Annotated in this window: 1 pseudogene; it reads left to right on the forward strand. The window is 64.7% G+C overall.

Annotated features, from left to right (window positions below):
* Positions 1 to 272: pseudogene (locus tag SB822_RS57260) on the forward strand (sorbosone dehydrogenase family protein); the annotation flags it as partial.

Consider the following 272-nt stretch of genomic DNA (forward strand, 5'->3'; position numbering starts at 1 on the left):
GGCATGGACTTCGGCTTTCCGTACTGCCACGCCGGCGTCATTCCCGACCCGGAATTTGGCGAGGGCCACCCATGCAGCGCGTATACGCCGCCCGTCGCCAAGCTAGGTGCGCACGTGGCCGCGCTCGGCATGCGCTTCTATAGCGGCTCCATGTTCCCGCCCGACTACCGCGCAAACATTTTCATTGCCGAGCACGGTTCCTGGAACCGAAGCAAGAAGTCCGGTTACCGCGTGATGCGCGTCGTCACGGAGCCGGACGGCAGTCATGCGCG

The organism is Paraburkholderia sp. SIMBA_054 (assembly GCF_046534875.1).
Taxonomy (GTDB): Bacteria; Pseudomonadota; Gammaproteobacteria; order Burkholderiales; family Burkholderiaceae; genus Paraburkholderia; species Paraburkholderia hospita.